Origin of the sequence: Sphingomonas sanguinis (assembly GCF_001476905.1) — a bacterium.
GTDB classification, from domain to species: domain Bacteria; phylum Pseudomonadota; class Alphaproteobacteria; order Sphingomonadales; family Sphingomonadaceae; genus Sphingomonas; species Sphingomonas sanguinis_B.
In genome coordinates this window covers 1-18477 of sequence record NZ_LDTE01000116.1, presented here as the reverse complement: position 1 = coordinate 18477, position 18477 = coordinate 1, and the positions used below count along the sequence as shown (strand labels likewise).

The following is an 18477-nucleotide window of genomic DNA, read 5'->3' as shown; positions in this document are numbered from 1 at the left end:
CCGCCGAGGGAACTTCGCGGGGTCTTCCCGCGTTGGGGGATCGTTGGGGGATCGTTCCGAATAACGGAAGAGCCCTGTCGGAAAGGGGCTTTTTACAGCGTGGCGGAACGAAACGGCAGACATACCTGGCTCGCGTTCGCGCTGATTGCTCCCTCCCTGTTCTCGTCGCCCGTCTCGGGGCAATTGTCCAAGCCGGGCACCGCCCCTGCACAAGGGCCGAGCGTGCCGCAGGATCAGCGCGACGGGACCAGCGACCCGCAGGCCAATGCCCCCATCGTCCCCGACGCGCAGTTCAACGCCGCGCTCCCCCCGCTGAGCGGCGATATCAACGCACCGCTGGAATCCATGGCGACCATGGAAAAGAACCAGCCCGCGGCCCAGGCCATCCCGACGCCGCAGACCGCGCCGCCCCTGCCCAGCGCGCAGACCGCCCAGCCGCTGGCGACCGGCGATACCATCGGCCCGATCGCGCCCGAGGACCCGCAACTGGCCCAGCCGCTGACCCCGCTGGCCAGTTTCGACACGACCCCGCTGGAAACCGCAGCCGATCCCAAGGGCACCCGCACGCCCGAAATCCGGTATGACATGGAGGTGCGCGGCCTGGCCGAGCTGAAGCTGGACGACGAGTTCAAGGGCCTGTCGTCCCTGCGCGAAGGCAAGGGCAAGGCGGCCAATGCGACCCAGGTCTCCGCCCGCGCCCGCGAGGACGAGCAGCTGGCGATCCGGCTGATGAAGTCGCTCGGCTATTACGACGCCACCGCCGTATCGACGCTCCAGCGCGAAGGCGCGGGAGAGGGCGAGAATGGTCGGTTGAAGGTCGTGCTGACCGCGACACCGGGACGGCTCTATCGCCTGTCCTCGGTGACGGTGAAGGCCGATCCGACCACGCCGCCCGATCTGGTCCGCTCCAACTTGCCGCTCAAGGTCGGCGATCCGATCGAAGCCGCGCGAATCCAAGGTGCCGAGGCGAATGTCAGCCTGGTCCTGCCCCAGCGCGGCTATCCCTTCGTCAAGGTCGGCGACCGCGACATATTGCTGGAGGATCAGGGGCCGGAGCCGGTCGGCGCCTACACCCTGCCGGTCGATACCGGCCCGCGCTCGGCGTTCGGCAAGCTGACCACGACGGGCGACGCGGTGTTCGACCTCGATCACCTGAACGTCTTTCCGCGTTTCGACGAAGGCCAGTTGTACGACTCGCGACTGACCGACGATCTGCGCAACGCGCTGGTCGCGACCGGCCTGTTCAACGGTATCGCGGTCGAGCCCAAGCAGACCGGGCGGATGAATCCCGACGGCACCGAGCAGATCGACCTGCAAGTCACGCAGACCAAGGGGCCCAGCCGGACCCTGTCGGGCGAGGGCGGCTATTCGACGGGACAAGGCGTGCGGGTGCAGGGCAGCTTCACCAACCGCAACGCCTTCTCGCCCGAGGGCGCGATCATCGCCTCGGTCATTGCGGGTACGCAGGAACAGGGGCTCAGCGGCACCTTCCGCCGCTCGAACGCCGGGCGGCGTGACCGCACGTTTCAGGTCATCGCCTCGGCCAGCCACCAGAATTACGATGCGTTTGATGCGTTCATCGGCACGGTTGCCTTCCGCTGGAGCTATGACTCCACGCCGATCTGGCAGAAGAAGTTCACCTATGCCTTTGGTGGCGAACTGACCGGCACCAACGAAAGCGTCTATGATTTCGCGCGGGGCGAGAGGGTGCGCGGCACCTATGGCATCGCCGCCATTCCGGGTCAGGTGGTGTTCGACCAGTCGAACGACCTGCTCAACCCGACGCGCGGCTATCGCCTGAAGCTGAACCTCAGCCCCGAAACCTCGGTGCGCGGCGCGGTGCGGCCCTATGCGCGGACGATGGTCGAGGGCACCTTCTATTATCCGTTCAACGACAGCCTCGTCCTTGCGGGCCGGGCGCGGGCGGGAGCGATCTTCGGCATCGAGCGGGATGATCTGGCCCCGTCGCGGCGCTATTATGGTGGCGGCGGCGGATCGGTGCGCGGCTATGGTTTCCAGCGGCTTGGGCCGCTCGATCCGCAGGGCAATCCGGTCGGCGGCCGCAGCCTGAACGAGTTCGCGCTGGAGGCGCGCTATCGCTTCGGCAATTTCGGCATCGTGCCGTTCGTCGATGCGGGCAACAGCTATGAAAGCACGCTGCCCACAGGCAAGGACCTGCGCTTCGGCGCGGGTATCGGTGGGCGCTTCTACACCAATTTCGGGCCGCTGCGCGTTGACGTCGCGACGCCGCTGAACCCGCGACCGGGTGACGGCAAGGTCGCCCTGTACATCTCGATCGGGCAGGCCTTCTGATGGCGGACGAACAGACCATGGCGCCCGAGCCCGTCACCGAAACCGTCATCGTGCGGCGTCCCTTGTGGCAGCGTATCCTGAAATGGATCGGCTTCACGATCTTGGGTCTGATCCTGCTGGTCGGGGCGGTGCTGCTGGGGATCAACACCGATCCGGGCCGTCGTTTCGTCGCGGACCAGTTGGGCGGCTACACCACCGCCTCGGGGCTGAACATCAAGGTCGGACGGATCGAGGGGTCGCTCTATGGCCGGATGCGGCTGATGGACCTGCGGGTCAGCGATCCCAAAGGCGTGTTCCTGTCGAGCCCGCGCCTGGATGTCGACTGGCGACCCTTTGCCTATACCAAGAACCATATCGACGTCCGCTCGCTCAACGCCGATCTGGTGACGCTGGCGCGTAAGCCCGAACTGAAGCCGACGCCCAGCGACCCGAATGCGCCGCTGCTCCCCGATCTCGACATCGACGTGAACCGGCTGACGCTGAAGCGCTTCGTCATCGGTGCGCCGGTGACGGGTCAGCGCCATGTGCTGGCCATCGATGGCAAGGTGCATATCGCCGACCGCCGCGCGCAGGTGACGGCCAGTGCGGACGCGCTGCGTGGACCCGGCATCGCGGGCGGCGACCGGTTGCGCCTGGTCCTCGACGCCGTGCCGGATGCCGACCGGCTGGCGGTGGACGTGAAGCTGACCGCGCCGACCGGTGGCGTGGTCGCGACCATGGCCGGGCTGAAGGCGCCGCTGACCCTGTCGGTCGATGGGCGCGGTGGTTGGAAGGCCTGGACCGGCCGCGCCATTGCCACGCTGGGCGGCGGGGAGCTGGCGAACCTGACCGGCACGGCGCGCGACGGGCATATCGAACTTCGCGGCGTGACCCGGCCCGGCCTGTATCTGGAAGGGCCGGTCGAGCGGCTGACCGCACCCGCGCTCCAGGTGGCGATCGACACGACGCTGAACCAGCGGCGCGCGGATACGCGGATGAAGCTGCGCTCTTCGGCGCTGATGGTCGATGCGGGTGGCCTGATCGATCTGGCGAACAGCCGGTTCGGCAATTTCGCGGTCGATGCCAAGTTGCTGACCCCCGGTGCCATAGCGCCGAACTTGCGCGGCCGCGACGTACTGGCGCGTGCGGTGCTCGACGGGGCATTCGCGACGCCGACCGTGGATTACAAGATCCGCGCCGCGGCACTCGGCTTCGGTGAAACCTCGGTCGAAAACCTTTATGCCGAGGGTCTGGCCAAGGTGAATGCCGACCGCATCCTGGTGCCGGTCAAGGCACGGGCGAAGCGAATCGCGGGGCTGAACGCCGCTGTCGGCGGGCTGACCAACAATGTCGCGATCCAAGGCGATTTCGCGATCGCCATGCCCAATATCCTGTCGGACAATCTGCGCATTCGTTCGGACAATATCGATGCGACCGCCGTGGTCGTCGCGAACCTGAAGACCGGGCGCTACACCGGCGCGCTGAAGGGCCGGGTCAACAATTACCGGGTCGAGAGCATCGGCATCATCAACCTGACCACCGATGCCAATCTGGTCGCGACGCCGACCGGCTTTGGCATGAAGGGCCGGGTGGTCGCGCGGACGCAGCAGATCTTCAATGAAGGCGCGCGCAATTTCCTGGGCGGCAACGCGATCGTCCGCGCCGATGTCGAATATAGCCCGGAAGGCATCGTGACCTTCGGTGGCCTGCGCCTGACGGCTCCGCAATTCCGCGTGACGCGGGGCAGCGGGCGCTACAACCCCGCCAATGGGGCGCTGGCGGTCGAGGCGGATGCCTATTCCAACCAGTACGGCCCAATCACCGCACGGGTGACGGGGTCGCAGACCAATCCGGTCGTCGTGTTGCGCGCCAGCAAGCCCGGCGTCGGCGTGGGCCTGACCAATCTTCAGGCCAGGATCGTCGGCCGTACCGGCGCCTATGCCGTCAATGCCAGCGGCGGCACCAATTATGGTCCCTTTACCGCCGATGTGCTGGTCAGCACCGGGCGGCAGCTGGCGGTCGATGTGCGCAGTCTGGTCTTTGCGGGGATCAACGCGACCGGCCGTGTCGTGCAGACCGCGGCGGGGCCCTTTGCGGGGGCGCTGCAATTCGCAGGGCAGGGGATCAACGGCCGCGTTCAGCTGGCGGATCAGGGCGGCAACCAGCGCGCCGATATCGCCGCGCGGGCCTATAATGCACGCGTGCCCGGCGCGGTGGATTTCACCATCGGCCGTGCCATCGTCAACGCCAGCCTGGTCATGGTGCCGAACGCGCCGCAGATCGTCGCCGACGCGCAGCTGGCCGATACGCGTTACGGCGAAGTGGTCATCCAGTCCTCGCGCGCCAAGCTGAACTATGCGGGCGGACGCGGCACGGCGCAGGCAGTGCTGACCGGATCGTCGAGCATCCCCTTCAACGTCGCGCTCAACGCGCAACTGGCGCCGAACCAATATCTGGTCGCGGCCAAGGGACAGGCCAACGGCATCAACTTTCGCACCGCCAACCCGGCGCGCATCCAGAGCGTGAAGGGCGAGTGGCAGCTGTCGCCGACCCGGATCGACTTCGGGCGCGGATCGGTGCTGATGGCGGGCAGCTATGGCAACGGGCTGAAGGTGCAGACGCGGCTCGACAAGCTACAGCTGTCGATCCTGGATGCCTTTGTCCCCAATCTGGGTATTTCGGGCCAGGCGAGCGGCGCGCTCGACTTTACGCAGGCGCGTGATGCCAGCTTCCCGGCGGCCGAGGCACGGCTGACCATCGCCAATTTCCGGCGCACCGGTCTGGCGGCGGTGTCGGAGACGGTGGACATCGTCTTTGCCGGGCGGCTGGTCTCCGACGGGGGCGAGGCGCGCGCATTGATCCGGCGGGGGCAGATGGTCGTCGGCCGGATGGTCGCCAATCTCCGCCCGCTGCCGCCGGGTAATGGCGGCTGGGTCAACCGTCTGATGCAGGCCCCGCTCTCGGGAGGGCTCCGTTATAATGGCCCGTCGGCGGTGCTGTTCTCCTTCGCGGCGCTTCCCAACCAGCAGCTGAGCGGCCCGATCGCGGTCGCGGCCGATTTCGGCGGGCGGGTGTCCGCGCCGCAGCTTAACGGCCTGATGCGGGCCGACAACCTGACCTATGACAACGAAACCTATGGCACCCGGCTGACCAACATGCAGCTGGCGGGACGTTTCAACAACGACCGGCTGGAGATCACCCGGCTTCAGGCCAAGGCGGGGGACGGCACCGTGCAGGCGCAGGGTACGATCGGGCTGGCGGCGGACAGCGGCTATCCGATCGACATCCGCGCGCAGCTGAACAATGCGCGCCTGGCCGACAGCGATGCTTTGGCCGCGACGACCAGCGGCACGATCCGCCTGACCCATAACCGGGACGGCGGGCTGATCCAGGGTGACCTGACCGTGCCCAACGCCCGCTACCAGATCATCCGCCAGGGCCAGGCCGAAGTGCCCGAACTGACCGGGGTTCGCCGTCGTAGCGAGATTCGCGTGGCGCGCCCGACCGACCGACCCGCGCCCGCCGCACCGCCGGGGCTGTTCCGCCTCGACCTGCGGGTGCGCGCCAACAACCAGCTCTTCGTCTCGGGCATGGGGCTGGAGTCGGAATGGGAGATGGACCTGCGGGTCGGTGGCACCAGCGCGGCACCGACGATCAATGGCGGGCTCGACCTGGTGCGCGGCACCTACAGCTTTGCGGGCAAGCGGTTCGAGGTGAATCGCGGCACCATCCGCTTCCGTGGTGGTGCGCTGACCGACCCGGATATCAATATCCAGGCGACGACCACGACCGATGGCATCACCGCCGTCATCAACGTCACCGGCACCGGCCAGCGTCCGCAGATCAGCTTCACCTCGACGCCGACCCTGCCGCAGGACGAGGTGCTCAGCCGGTTGCTGTTCGGGACCAACCCCGAAAACCTGTCCGCGACCGAGGCGATCCAGCTGGCCGCCGCGCTCAACTCGCTGCGTGGGTCTGGCGGTGGCGGGCTGAACCCGCTGGGCAAGCTGCGCTCGGCGACGGGCATCGACCGGCTGCGTGTGTTGGGAGCCGACGACGCGACCGGTCGGGGCACCAGCCTGGCGGCGGGCAAGTACATCACCGACAATATCTATGTGGAGATCGTCACCGACGCGCGCGGCTTCACCGCCACCCAGTTGCAGATCGCGCTGACCCGTACGCTCAGTCTGCTGACGCAGACGGGCTCGTTCGGTGGATCGGCGGCAAGCCTGCGCTACTCGCGGGATTTCTGACCGGGATGGCCCCGCAGCCTTCTCTCTCCTGTTAGAAGAGGGAGGCTGCAGGGCTTTCACCAAACCGTAACATCCGGCAGGATGGCGGCATGACCCCGGACCAGCTCGCCGCCCAAGCCACCGCCATCCTGGCCGACCTGATCGCGATCGACACCACGTCGCGCGAATCGAACCTCGACCTGATCGCCTATGTCGAGCGGCATCTGGGCCAGATCGGCGTCACGGGGCGGCGGGTGTTCAATGCGGAAGGCACCAAGGCCAATCTCTACGCTACCATCGGCCCGGTGGAGCCCGGCGGTGTCGTCCTGTCGGGACATAGCGACGTCGTGCCGGTCGATGGACAGAATTGGACCAGCGATCCCTGGCGGCTGACCCGGCGGGGCGACCGGCTGTTCGGGCGCGGCACCTGCGACATGAAGGGATTTCTGGCGCTGTCGCTGGCCTTGGCACCGCATATCGCAAAGGGCCGCGCGGTCCGTCCGCTGCATCTGGCCTTTTCTTATGACGAGGAAGTGGGGTGTCTGGGCGCGCCGTCGATGATCGCCGAGATTGCGCGAGAGGTGCCGAGCCCGGCCGCCGTCGTGGTGGGCGAGCCGACCGACATGGTGGTGGTCAGCGGCCACAAGGGCATCGCGACCTGGACCGTGACGGTGACCGGGCATGAGGCGCATTCCAGCCTCATCCATCTGGGCGCGTCGGCGAACATGGTGGCGGTCCGGCTGATGCAGCAGCTCGCCGATCTCGCCGACCAGCTGGCGGGGGAGGGCGATCCGCATGGTCCCTTCTGTCCGCATCATGCCACCCTGACCATCGGGCAGGTGAATGGCGGCACGGCGGTCAACATCCTGGCGCGCGAGTGCCGCTTCGCCTTTGATCTGCGCACCCTGCCGGGGCAGGAGCCGGAGGCGATCCTGGCGCCGTTCTTCCTGGCCTGCGAAGCGGCGGATGCGGACCTGCGCGCCCGTTTTCCCGACACTGGTGTGCGGGTCGAACGGCGGTCGCGCACCCCTTCCTTCGCGCCCGAGGCGGATGGCGTGGCCGAACGGCTGGCGCGGCGATGGGCGGGGGATAATGGCCCGGCGCGGGCGGTGCCCTATGCCGCCGAGGCGGGGCAGTTTCAGGGAGCGGGATTCTCGGCCGTCATCTGCGGCCCCGGCTCGATCGCCCAGGCGCATCAGCCGGACGAATATATCGAGGTCGCTCAGATGGAGCGCGGCGCGGCCTTCATGCTGCGGCTGGCCGACGACCTGCTGGGCTGACGCCGCCGGTCTTGGGACAGCGATCAAAAGTCATGGGGCGATGCCGTGGCTTAGAGCCGTGTTGCTCCGCCCCATGACCGTCTTGGGATTACCAGGGGCGGATCGACTCGCCGTAGATCAGCGCCAGAATGAACTTCAGCATGGGTTTTCTCCCTCGTTAGCGCCGTGATCCGGCGCATGGTTATGGTTAATTCGCTATTAACCATTTCGCAATGGGTTGCCGCTTCTCTTACGTTAACCGCCACGGCCGCGTTGGAGCCCACGGCGTTTGTGGAAGGGGCATGGGGTGCCACCGCCCGACAACCGGTTGGAATGTCGTACCAAACGGGGTTAACACCTTGTTTAGCCGTGGCCCTTAATTTGGAGGGGTGGATAACGGCCTCTCTCGAATCGCGTCCGGCGCGTCTGCGCCCGCCACATCGGACCATGTCGCCCCGACCGAAGTCGGGGCGCAGTGGCAGTTGCTCGTTCTGGTCGGGCTGGGCAACTTCACCTTGCTGCGCCGTCATCTTGGGCGAAAGGCCGTGGCCACGCTGGTCGATGCCGTGGCGGGGCGGGCGGGCCAGTGTATTCCCGACGCCATCGCGCGACCGGCCACGCCGTCCCAGATCGAGGTGATGATTCGCGCCAATTCGCGCGAGGCGCTGGACGCGAACCTGCTGACGCTGGGCGAGGCGCTTCGCTATCCCTTCCTGCTGCCCGATGGAGAGTATCGGATCGACCCGGTGCTCGGGGCGGCCCTGGCCGCCGTCCCGCATGATGACGACATGCGCTTGCTCGAGGAAGCCGAACACGCGCTGGCCGACGCCCAGATCGAGGGGCGGACGGTCATCCGCGAACTTGCCGCGCGCGCCGACCGGCTGGACCGCATCGCCCTGGCGCGCGAACTGACCCGCGCGATCGAGCAGGACGGCCTGTCGATCGAATATCAGCCCAAGGTCCATGTCCGCCAACAGCGCGTGTCGAGCGCCGAGGCCCTGCTGCGCTGGCGGCATCCGGTGCACGGGCCGATCAGTCCCGTCGAGTTCATACCGGTGGCGGAGGAAGCGCGGATCATCGCGCCGCTGACGCTGTGGGTGCTGCGCCGGGTCATCGCCGACCAGCGGCGCCTGGCCGAAGCCGGGCATGACCTGCGCATATTCATCAATATTTCGGGCATGTTGCTGGGCGACGAGACTTTCGTGCAGGAGGCCTGCGCGATCGTTACCGAAAGCGGTGCCAAGATCGGCTTCGAGATCACCGAAACCTCGGTCATCCACGACCCCGAAAGCGCCATCACCCATCTTCAGGCCGTGGTCGACACGGGCATTGCGGTGGCGATCGACGATTATGGCTCGGGCTTGTCGTCGCTCTCCTATCTGAAGCAGCTGCCCGCCTGCGAGCTGAAGATCGACAAGCTGTTCATCACCCAGTTGACCAGTTCCAATCGCGATCCGTTGATCGTCCGCTCGACCATCGATCTGGCCCATGCGCTGGAAATGGAGGTGGTAGCCGAGGGGGTGGAGACGCCCGCCACGCTGGCACTGCTGACCGTGATGGGATGCGACATGATCCAGGGCTATCTGATCAGCCGTCCGATCGGGTTGGAGGCGTTGATCCATTTCCTGACCGAACGCACGCATGAGGCCGTGGCGGCGCTGGCCAAGCCGACGCCCTTCGCCCGGCTGGTCGCCAATGCGCGCCTTTAGGCTGGCGCTGATCTTCATCGCGCTGGTCGTGGCCGAGGCGCAGGCCCGCGCCGCCGCACCACCCTTGCCTTTGCCCTATAGCCGGGCGATCGATGCCGCCAAGACCGACATGCTGCGCGACCCTGCGCTGGCGATGCGCAGTGCCGATGCCGCGCGCATGGCGGCCGCGGCGATCCCCGACTCCGACGATCGGATGCTGGCGTTCGCCACCGCCGACTGGCTGCACGGCGAAAGCGCGGTTCGTATGGGGCGAACGGGCGAAGCGAAGGGGGCCATTGCCGAAGCGTATCGGATCGCACGGACGCTTTCGCCGAAATCCGATCTGATGGCCAATATCCTGTTGTCGCAGGGGGGCCTGAACCGCGCCGACGGTGAGATCGCCGATGCGCTGAACGCCTATCAATCCGCGCACCGCGTCTTCCAACAGCTGAACGATCCGCGCGGGCAGGCCAAGGCGCTGGTCCAGATCGCGGACCTGTACAATGACGCCAAGGACTTCACCTCGGCGCTTCGTTACCTGGAACAGGCGAGTAGCACCTATCGCGGCGACGATATGTTTCGCCTCGCCATCCTGAACAATCGCGCTCTGACCTTGGCGGAGATGGGCCGCACCGCCGATGCGCTGACCCAGCTTCGCGAGGCGCTGGGCTTGGCCCGGCAGATGGACAGCGTCGCGCTACAGGCGGTGATCGGGCGTAACATCGCGCGGGCGCAATTGCGCATGGGCCGGATCGGCGAGGCCGAGGCAACGATTGCCGAGGTACGGCGGGCCGATCCCCGGCCGGGGGCCGAGGATATCCGCGCGCTGCAAAGCATCGCGGCCCAGGCCGCGTTCCAGCGTGGCAACGCGGCCGAGGCGGCGCGGCTGATCGACCGGAGCTTTGCTGGCGTCGATCTCGCGACGACCACGGTGTTGCAGCGGGACGCGCATCGCAGCGCTTATGAGATTTACAACGCGGTCGGCCGGACCGCCGACGCGCTGCGCCATCTGGAGGCACTCAAGCGGATCGACGACGAATCGACCCGGCTGGCGACCTCGACCGGTCTTGCGCTGATGGGTGCGCGGTTCGACTTCGCCAATCAGGAACTGCGGATCGCGCGGATGAAGGCCGCCGACCTGCAACGCAACATCGCCTTTGAACGCGCCCAGCTGCGGACGGAGCGCTTCATCCTGATCGGATCGGTCGTCGCCATCGTCGTGGTGCTGGCGCTGCTCGGCATCTGGCTGTTCACGCTGGGCCGCAGCCGCAACCGGATTCGCGCGGCGCATGGCGAACTGGCCCTTACCAACGACCAGCTCGAAAAGGCGCTGGTGGTCAAGACCGAGTTTCTGGCGACGACCAGCCATGAAATCCGGACGCCCCTGAACGGTATTCTGGGCATGACCCAGGTCATGCTGGCCGATGCCGGGTTGCCCGACGAACAGCGCGAACGGGTCGAGGTGATGCACGGCGCAGGCCTGACCATGCGCGCGCTGGTCGACGATCTGCTCGACGTCGCCAAGATCGAGAATGGCCGCCTGACCCTTGAGGAGGCACCGTTCGACCTCGCCGCGACGATCCGCGACGCGTCCCGCCTGTTCGAGGGGGAGGCGGCGGCCAAGGCGATCGGCTTTACCCGCGACCTGTCCGATTGCCCGGCGATGGTGGTCGGCGACTCAGCGCGTATTCGGCAGATCGTCTTCAACCTGTTGTCCAACGCCCTGAAATTCACGAGCGAGGGTGCGGTCCGGCTGACCGTGACGCGGCTGGCGGACGGCGTTTCGGTCTGCGTCACCGATACCGGTATCGGCATTGCACCCGAGAAGCTGGAGGAAATCTTCGAGGCGTTTCGCCAGGCGGATACCAGTACGACGCGGCAATATGGCGGCACGGGCCTGGGCCTTGCCATTTGTCGTCGGCTGGCGCGCGCCATGGGCGGCGACGTGACGGTCGACAGCGAGCCGGGGCGCGGATCATGCTTTACCCTGACATTACCGCTGGTCGAGTTGCCGGTGGAGCCCGAAGTCGCGCGGCTGACTGTCCTGATCGTCGATCGCAATCCGATCCGTCGTGCCATGTGGACCAAGCTGTGTGCGGACCATGCCGCCGTGGCCTTCGCCGGGAATGTGGACGAAGCGGTGGCGCGGCTGGGCGAGGGCGGGGTCGCGCAGCTTCTGGTCGATGACGGTGCGATTCGGGACGATGATGGGTCTGCGGCGCTGCATACCTTGGCAGAAGCGGCAGCGGGCGCGGCGGTGCCCCTATTCCTGCTGTGGCCCGATGCCGATCCGCTGCCGGGGAACGATTTGCCACGCGGCGGATTGGTTCACGTTATCGCCAAACCGATCGCAGGGGCCGAGGTGATGAGCAAAATGTTCGACATCTCGCCGCAAAGCCCTGAATCGCCGCTTGTAACGCAAGCGGCATGATCGTTAGGGCGAAGCCATGACCTGCGCCTTGGATGCCATCCTGTCCGCGATGCAAAGGGGACGTCGATGAACGTCCTTTTTATCGAGGACGACCGTATGAACCGTCGGGTCGTGCGCGATATGCTGGACGTGGCGGGAGCCCAGATGGCCGAGGCCGAGAGCGCCGAACTCGGCCTTGAGATGATCGACCGCGACGATTATCACATGATCCTGATCGATCTGCGGATGCCCGGCATGGATGGCATCACCGCCATCCGCCACATTCGCGCGCGCAGCGATGGCAAGGCGGAGGTGCCGATCATCGTGGTGACCGCCGACAGCGGGGTCGACCTGCGCGAGCGCTGCATCACGGCGGGGGCCGACGACGTGATCGTCAAGCCCGTCGCTATGGATCAGCTATTCGAATCGATGGGCCGTATCCTGGCGGGCGATCGCGGCGGCGCGATCATCGGCTGATCAGTCCGCGTCTGGCTTGGGGCGCAGTGCCTCGGCCAGCGACGCGGTGGCGCTGCCCCGCTTCGCTGGCACGGGCTGCGACGGATCGGGGGCCCAGCCGGTCAGGAAGACCAGGTTGAACTGTTCGGGCACGCGGCCGTCCGGGTCCGCCATGTCGGCAAAGGCTGAGGCCGCCGTTGTCAGCGCCTCTCGCGATATGGGCCGACGCTCGGCCAGCAGGTTGTTCGCCGCCATGCCGCGCAGATCGCCCAGCAGCCGCCCGAAATCGCGGTAGCGCACGTCCAGCGTCTCGATATCCGCAACCGGCAGGGTGAAGCCTGCACGCATCAACAGATCGCCCGCCGAGCGCACATCGACCTGCGGATGCAGCCGCGCGACCGGCCGCTCGGCCTCTGCCACGCGCAGGGCTGCGCGGAGGCGGGGCAGCGAACCGCCACCGACGAACGCGCCGAGGAACAGCCCGTCGGGGCGCAGCACCCGGCGGATCAGCGTCAGCGCGCCGGGCAGATCATCGATCTGGTCGAGCACGCCCGCGCTGACCACCAGGTCGAAGCTGCGATCCGCGAACGGCAGCCGATCCTCATCCCCCTGCACGCCGTGCGCGCCGCGCGCAAAGGCAAAGCCCGGGTCCAGCCGCGCCACCCGTGCCCCCGGGGGCTGCAGGAAGGCGCCATCGAAACAACCCAAGTCCAGAATATCGCGGAACGGCCGCGTCACCGCATCCAACCGCTCGGCAAGGCCGTCGAGCATGGCCGCGCGCAGGAAATCATGCTCGGCATAAGCGGGCTGGGCCCGGTCGCGGCGCAGGCGGCGCGCTTGGCGGTCGAAGATGCTGGGGTGGGTCACGGTCGCGCTTGTGCGCGCTTGTGCGATCGGGAACAAGGTGCAGCCGATGGGGGCAAGCATGAAATGGCCGGGATTCGCGATGGCGCGCGCCGGGGCGATCGTGGCAGGAATCGTGCGCTGGGCCCTACCGCCGCGCTGTCCGGGCTGTGCCGAACCGGTCGAGGCCGATCATCGCTTCTGCGCGCGGTGCTGGGGGCAGTTGCGCTTTCTGGACGATGGGGGCTGTGCGCGGTGCGGCATACCACTGGGCGGCGATGCGGTCGGTGAGCCGTGGTGCGGGCCCTGCATGGCCCGGCCGCCACGCCATGCGGGCATTTACGCCGCCGTCGCCTATGGCCCCATCGCCCGCGAATTGCCGATCCGGTTAAAGCATGGCGGGCGGATCGGCGTGGCCGAGACGATGGCCGGGCCGATGGCGCGGCGCTTGCCGCCGGGGGCAGACTTGCTGGTGCCCGTACCGCTGCATCGCTGGCGCTTGTGGCGGCGTGGTTTCAACCAGGCGGTATTGCTGGGCGAGGGCGTCGCACGGCGGACCGGGGTGCCGATGGCGCGCGGTGCGCTGGAGCGGGTGAGGGCGACGCCGCTGCTGCGTGGCCTGTCGCCGCGACAGCGCCGCGCGGCGGTGACCACCGCCTTTCGCGTCGCCCAGACCGAGCTGGTCAGGGGGCGGCACGTCGTGCTGGTCGATGACGTCTATACGACCGGCGCGACGGCGGGGGCGTGCGTGGCGGCCTTGTTGAGGGCGGGCGCGGCGTCGGTCGCGATCCTGTGCTGGGCGCGGGTCATCGAGCGGTCCGACGATTGACAAGCGGGCCGACGCGCCACACCTGAGAGATATGGCAAAGGTCGAAATCTACACCAAGGCGTTCTGCCCCTATTGCACCCGGGCCAAGGCGCTGCTCGCCTCCAAGGGCGTCGAGCCCGAGGAATATGACATCACCATGGGCGGTCCCCAGCGCGCCGAGATGATCCAGCGCGCGAACGGGCGGACCACCGTGCCGCAGGTGTTTATCGACGGGGAGCATATCGGCGGTTCGGACGATCTGGCCGCGCTCGACAAGCGGGGAGGGCTCGACCCGCTGCTGTCGGCATGACCGATATCGCGGTGCTGCAGATGACGGCGGGGATCGATCCCGCCGCCAATGCGGACGTGCTGGAACGCGCCATCGTCGAGGCGAAGGCGCGCGGTGCCACAATGCTGTTCACGCCCGAAATGTCCGGGCTGATCGACCGCGACCGGACACGCGCGGCGGCGCATCTCGTGGCCGAGGATCAGGACCCGGTGCTCGCCCGCGTTCGTGCCGCGGCGGCGGCCCAAGGCCTGTGGGTGCATCTGGGCTCGCTGGCCGTGCGCGAAGGCGACGGGCGGCTCGCCAATCGCGGTTATGTCATCGATGACGGCGGCGCGATCCGCGCGCGGTATGACAAGATGCACCTGTTCGACGTCGATCTGCCCAGCGGCGAAAGCTGGCGCGAGTCGGCATCCTATGTGCCGGGCGAACAGGCGGTCGTCGTCGATACGCCGGTCGGACGGTTGGGCCTGGCCATCTGCTATGACCTGCGCTTTCCGGCGCTGTTCGCCGCGCTGACCGAGGCGGGGGCGACGATCCTCTCCGTGCCCGCCGCCTTTACCCGGCCGACGGGCGCGGCGCACTGGCATATCCTGCTGCGCGCTCGGGCGATCGAGGCTGGGGTGCATCTGGTCGCCGCCGCGCAGACCGGCGAGCATCAGGACGGTCGCGCCACCTATGGCCATTCGCTGGTCGTGGGACCTTGGGGCGAGGTGCTGCTCGACATGGGCGAGGCGGCCGGGCTGGGCGTCGCGACGATCGACGCGGGCCAAGTGGCGGCGGTGCGCGAACGCCTGCCCGCCCTTCGCCATCGTCGCGCCATTCCGCCGGTGGTGGCATGATCGTCTTCGACCTGCGCTGCACGACCGGCCATGTGTTCGAGGCGTGGTTCGCCTCCTCCGCCGCCTATGCCGAACAGCGTGACGACGGGCAGGTGTCCTGTCCGCTGTGCGGCGACCGCCAGATCGAAAAGGCGGTCATGGCCCCGCAGATCCCCGCCAAGAGCAACAGCAAGCCCGACCTGCCCAACTCGCAGGCGGTGAAGGCGGTCATGGAGCAACTGGCGCAGGCCCAGGCCAAGATGCTGGAAAAGTCGACCTGGGTCGGCACCGCCTTTGCCGACAAAGCCCGCGCCATGCACGACGGCGATGCGCCCGTCGCGCCGATCCATGGTCAGGCGAGCCTGGCCGAGGCGAAGGCGCTGGTCGAAGAAGGGGTGCCCGTCGCCCCGCTTCCCTTTCCGGTGGTGCCGCCCAAGCTCGCCAATTGAGGCCGCGAACCACTCTGGACCCCATGCCGCGTCCCGGTTATCACCGCCCCCGCATGGGGCCCCGTAGCTCAGCAGGATAGAGCATCAGATTCCTAATCTGAGGGCCACTGGTTCGAATCCAGTCGGGGTCACCATGTAACGCTTTGCGATCCGACTGATGGCAAGACTCACCGGAATTTTCCAGTCATCCCGCGCCATGGCGTGGAGCGGAACCACCGCTCGAAGCGGTCCGTCATCACGTGCCAGACATGCGTGACCGGTGGGATGATGCGCCGTTCGGTCCCGAGTTCCAAGGTGGCATCCGCCAAGTCTTTCCAAGACAGCGACGTTATCCGACGTGCCCGATCACCGCACCGGCACGGATCGCTTGCCCCTCGACCAGCGTGTCCGACAGCCGCATTCCCTTGGGCAGGAACAGGATGATCGTCGAGCCATGCTCGAACCAGCCCATCTCTTCACCCTTGCCGATCCGCGCCGAACAGGCGGTGCGGCCGGGGCCATGTTCGCGCAACGTCCGCTCGGTATCGAGGCAGTGGAGGCGGATGCTCGCGACCAGGATCGCGGCGACAGGCACGATCAGCATCGGCTGACCCGACATCAGCACGCGCGCCTCGATCACCGCGCGCTCGTTGCGGCAGAAAAGCCGTTCGACCCGCTTCAGCGCGATCGGATTTACGTTCCAGCAGTCGCCGGAGACGTAGGTCACGCCTTCCACCACCAGGTCGGTGGGGGCGTGGAAACGGTGGTACATGCCCGCCGTCAGACGTAGCGTGACGAACGAGCCATCGCGATAGCGCTCGACCAGCGCTGCGTCGGGGATCAGGTCGCCGAGCCGATAGGGAAAGCCCTTTACCTGATAGAGCCGGTCCTCCTCGATCCGTCCATGCGCGCCGACCAGCGCGTCGCAGGGGGAGGCGATGCTGTCGAGATCGGCGTCGAACTCGCGCGCGCCGTCGCGAAGCGCGCGGACAAAGCCGTCGCGCAGGGATTTGAATCGTGTCGTCCGTGCATCCGACAGGTCGACGCCCGCAAAGAATTTCCAAAGCGCCAGGCTGGGTCGGGCGACCAGCGGATGCTCGATCCGGGCAATCCGGCCGACCAGTTTCGTCGCGAACCGACGCGGCAGGCGGTTGGTGACGAGGAAATTGATATCCTCGTTCAGGAAGAACCGCATGATGGGTCCACGCATTGTCATGCCTCCGTCATGGGTACGCGGTCAAAGGCCGCATGAACCCGATTCTCACTGGCCTGCTGGCCGTTTCCGCCGGTGCGGTTGCCTTGAAGAAAGGGCATCGCCGCCTGTCCCTGTCGCGTGCCAAGCATCCGGGGCTGGGCGGCCATGTCCGCATGGCCAAGCGCATTGCCGGGCAGATCCCGTTCTACACCTATGGCGATGATCGCTTCTTCCGCGTCGATGATGCGCCCGACGCGATTGCCGACCAGCGGCGCGCCGGGTTCGAGCGGCTGGGCGGCCTGTTCGCGACGCGATTCGCGCAGACGCTGGCGCTGACCAAGGAAACGCGCAGCGGCCTGTCCGACCTGCAATTCACCGGCGCGTATCGTGTGCCGTTCCAGTTCCGCGAGAAGGTGCGCACCACGCTGGCGACCGGAGCCTTCTATCAGCGATCGGAAGGGCCGATCCTGGTCGATTTGGACGGCAACCGGCTGATCGACCTGACCGGCTCCTACGGCGTCAACCTGTTCGGCAACGACTTCTACAAGCAGACCATGGCCGAGGGGGCGGCGATGGTCGCCGATCTGGGCGGGGTGCTGGGGTCCTTTCATCCGGTCGTTGCCGACAATGTCCATCGCCTGACCACGCTGTCGGGTATGGACGAGGTGTCGTTCCACATGTCGGGCACCGAGGCGGTGATGCAGGCGGTGCGACTGGCGCGCTATCACACCAAGCGTCCGCGCCTGGTGCGCTTTGCGGGCGCCTATCATGGCTGGTGGGGCGATGTGCAGCCGGGCATCGGCAATCCCGTTCCCGCCGATCGCACGCTGACGCTGGCCGACATGTCTGAAAAGACGCTGAAGGTGCTGGCGACGCGCAAGGACATTGCCTGCGTGCTGGTCAACCCGCTCCAGGCGATGCACCCCAATGGTTCGGCCCCGTCGGACGGCCAGCTGGTCGATGGCGGGCGCAAGGCGGGGGCCGATCTGGCCGCCTATCGCGAATGGCTGCACAAGCTGGCCGAGACCTGCCGGGCGAACGGCATCGTCCTGATCTTCGACGAGGTGTTCATGGGCTTCCGCCTGGCAAAAGGGGGGATGCCCGAATATTTCGGGGTGAAGCCCGACCTGATCACCTATGGCAAGACGCTGGGCGGTGGGTTGCCGGTCGGCGTGCTGTGCGGTCCGGCGCATCTGATGAAGCGCTGGCGCGAGGATCGGCCCGTCGACATCTGCTTTGCTCGCGGCACCTTCAACTCGCATCCCATGGTGATGGGGGCGATGAACGCGTTCCTGCGACGACTGGAGACGCCCGAGGTGGCGGCGCTCTATGACGGGCTGGACGCGCGCTGGCAGGCGCGGGCCGCGATGTTCAACACCCGGATGGCCGAGGCGGGACTGCCCCTGTCGGTCGCGCATGTCCAGACGATCTGGACCATCCTCTATTCGGTCGCCTCGCCCTATAACTGGATGCTGCAATATTATCTCCGAGCGGAAGGTCTGGCGTTGAGCTGGGTCGGGACCGGGCGGCTGATCTTCAGCCTCGACATCGACGACACCCTGTTCGCCGAGATTTGCGACCGCTTCGTTGCAGCAGGACAACAGATGCGTGACGATGGCTGGTGGTGGACGTCGCCGGAGGCGCCGCAGGAGTTGAAGGCGGCGAACAAGGCGATCCGGCGGCGGATCTTGAAGGAGTCGCTGGCGGTGAGGCTGGGGCGGGGCGGGTAAGCCTCTCCCCACTTCTTAAGCCCCTCCCG

The 18477-nt window shown here is 67.2% G+C and carries 13 protein-coding genes and 1 tRNA gene; 12 read left to right on the top strand and 2 right to left on the bottom strand.

Going from position 1 to position 18477, the window contains the following annotated elements:
• The first annotated feature begins 99 nt into the window (after positions 1-99).
• From SB4_RS16015 to SB4_RS15990, 6 genes are all read left to right on the top strand, one after another.
• Positions 100-2313 carry an autotransporter assembly complex protein TamA gene (locus tag SB4_RS16015; protein WP_058753370.1) on the top strand — a complete coding sequence of 738 codons (2214 nt, stop codon included), beginning with the start codon at positions 100-102 and terminating at the stop codon, positions 2311-2313.
• A complete protein-coding gene (locus SB4_RS16010) occupies positions 2313-6545 on the top strand; it encodes a translocation/assembly module TamB domain-containing protein (RefSeq protein ID WP_058753369.1) in 4233 nt (1410 codons plus the stop codon). Before SB4_RS16015 ends, SB4_RS16010 begins: the two co-directional genes overlap by 1 nt.
• An 89-nt stretch (positions 6546-6634) precedes the next feature.
• Positions 6635-7804, top strand: coding sequence for an acetylornithine deacetylase (argE, locus tag SB4_RS16005; RefSeq protein ID WP_058753368.1), 1170 nt, complete (start codon positions 6635-6637; stop codon positions 7802-7804).
• Between the two features lie 368 nt (positions 7805-8172).
• The gene (locus SB4_RS16000; protein WP_058753367.1) at positions 8173-9492 is read left to right on the top strand and encodes an EAL domain-containing protein; all 1320 of its coding nucleotides are present in this window, start codon (positions 8173-8175) and stop codon (positions 9490-9492) included.
• Positions 9479-11902 carry a tetratricopeptide repeat-containing sensor histidine kinase gene (locus tag SB4_RS15995; protein ID WP_193753852.1) on the top strand — a complete coding sequence of 808 codons (2424 nt, stop codon included), beginning with the start codon at positions 9479-9481 and terminating at the stop codon, positions 11900-11902. Before SB4_RS16000 ends, SB4_RS15995 begins: the two co-directional genes overlap by 14 nt.
• A gap of 66 nt (positions 11903-11968) precedes the next feature.
• Complete coding sequence (locus SB4_RS15990; RefSeq protein WP_058732700.1) at positions 11969-12358, top strand: response regulator; 390 nt, start codon at positions 11969-11971, stop codon at positions 12356-12358.
• On the opposite strand, the gene SB4_RS15985 is transcribed toward SB4_RS15990, so the two are convergent.
• Entirely contained in the window at positions 12359-13204 is an 846-nt protein-coding gene (locus SB4_RS15985; RefSeq protein ID WP_082670244.1) for a class I SAM-dependent methyltransferase, read from the bottom strand.
• Between the two features lie 58 nt (positions 13205-13262).
• Here SB4_RS15985 and SB4_RS15980 point away from each other — a divergent pair, with 58 nt between their 5' ends.
• The 5 genes from SB4_RS15980 to SB4_RS15960 all read left to right on the top strand — a co-directional run bounded on the left by SB4_RS15980 (position 13263) and on the right by SB4_RS15960 (position 15678).
• A complete protein-coding gene (locus tag SB4_RS15980; RefSeq protein WP_241488652.1) occupies positions 13263-14009 on the top strand; it encodes a ComF family protein in 747 nt (248 codons plus the stop codon).
• Positions 14010-14040: 31 nt separating this feature from the next.
• The gene (gene grxC / locus SB4_RS15975) at positions 14041-14298 is read left to right on the top strand and encodes a glutaredoxin 3 (RefSeq protein WP_058716193.1); all 258 of its coding nucleotides are present in this window, start codon (positions 14041-14043) and stop codon (positions 14296-14298) included.
• The gene (locus tag SB4_RS15970; RefSeq protein ID WP_058753366.1) at positions 14295-15116 is read left to right on the top strand and encodes a carbon-nitrogen hydrolase family protein; all 822 of its coding nucleotides are present in this window, start codon (positions 14295-14297) and stop codon (positions 15114-15116) included. The genes grxC and SB4_RS15970 overlap by 4 nt, the downstream gene beginning before the upstream one ends.
• A complete protein-coding gene (locus SB4_RS15965; protein WP_058753365.1) occupies positions 15113-15544 on the top strand; it encodes a DUF1178 family protein in 432 nt (143 codons plus the stop codon). The genes SB4_RS15970 and SB4_RS15965 overlap by 4 nt, the downstream gene beginning before the upstream one ends.
• A 57-nt stretch (positions 15545-15601) precedes the next feature.
• Positions 15602-15678 (top strand) — tRNA-Arg (locus SB4_RS15960).
• A 194-nt stretch (positions 15679-15872) separates the two neighbouring features.
• Here the strand turns inward: SB4_RS15960 and asd are convergent.
• Positions 15873-16733 (bottom strand): archaetidylserine decarboxylase, encoded by an 861-nt coding sequence (asd, locus tag SB4_RS15955; protein ID WP_241488651.1) that lies wholly within the window; start codon positions 16731-16733, stop codon positions 15873-15875.
• A 38-nt stretch (positions 16734-16771) separates the two neighbouring features.
• On the opposite strand from asd, the gene SB4_RS15950 reads away from it, so the two are divergent.
• Positions 16772-18448, top strand: a complete 1677-nt coding sequence (locus tag SB4_RS15950; RefSeq protein WP_058753363.1) for an aminotransferase class III-fold pyridoxal phosphate-dependent enzyme — start codon at positions 16772-16774, stop codon at positions 18446-18448.
• Positions 18449-18477: the final 29 nt, after the last annotated feature.